Annotated in this window: 2 protein-coding genes; one reads left to right on the forward strand and one right to left on the reverse strand. The window is 41.6% G+C overall.

The window, feature by feature from the left end; translation table 11 throughout:
* The coding region (locus tag A3738_RS28065) for a 3-deoxy-7-phosphoheptulonate synthase (protein WP_068764009.1) at positions 1 to 491 on the forward strand (491 nt) is incomplete at its 5' end.
* A gap of 45 nt (positions 492 to 536) precedes the next feature.
* Here A3738_RS28065 and A3738_RS30255 read toward each other — a convergent pair.
* A partial coding sequence (locus A3738_RS30255) for a hypothetical protein (protein ID WP_231876785.1) occupies positions 537 to 761 on the reverse strand: 225 nt, incomplete at its 5' end.

The following is a 761-nucleotide window of genomic DNA, read 5'->3' on the forward strand; positions in this document are numbered from 1 at the left end:
GACTTGGTGTAGCAATCAATGCACTTGGATCAGTCGCACACCCTCATAGCTTCCTGGGAATCAACCATGAAGGCCAATGTTCAATTGTACGTACAAAAGGTAACCCATACGCACACGTTGTATTGCGTGGCGGCGGCGGTAAGCCAAACTACGATTCCGTGAACGTTGCGCTCTGCGAACAAGCTCTAGAGAAAGCAAATCTGGCAAGCAATATTATGATTGATTGTAGCCATGCAAACTCAAACAAAGATCCAGCATTGCAACCACTGGTAATGCAAGACGCTACGAATCAAATTATTGACGGTAACAAGTCAATCATTGGATTGATGATCGAAAGTAATATTAATTTCGGGAATCAATCAATTCCTGAAAACTTAGAAGAGCTGGAATACGGCGTATCTGTGACAGATGGTTGTATTGATTGGGAAACTACAGAGAAAGCTATTCTAGATATGCATGCGAAATTGAAGGACGTTCTTCCTACACGCTAAGCATCTCAAGCGCTGCTTTCATTATCNCAGCAGCGCTTAACCTCTCTATGCACTAATTTTTTGTTCTTGAGTTATTCTTTTTATCGTTAAATCTTCTATATAACAGCGATCTTCAACTTTTAACCCCGCACAAGCTACTGCCAGTTTTTGTATCGGACCTTTGGTTTGCAAATCAATAACGGCAGACATCATTGTACTTGCCTTATCGTTTACACTTTGCTCTTCGACCAGGGCTACATAATCGCCACTAGAATCGGAATAAGATAGACA

Source organism: Oleiphilus sp. HI0066 (assembly GCF_001635725.1).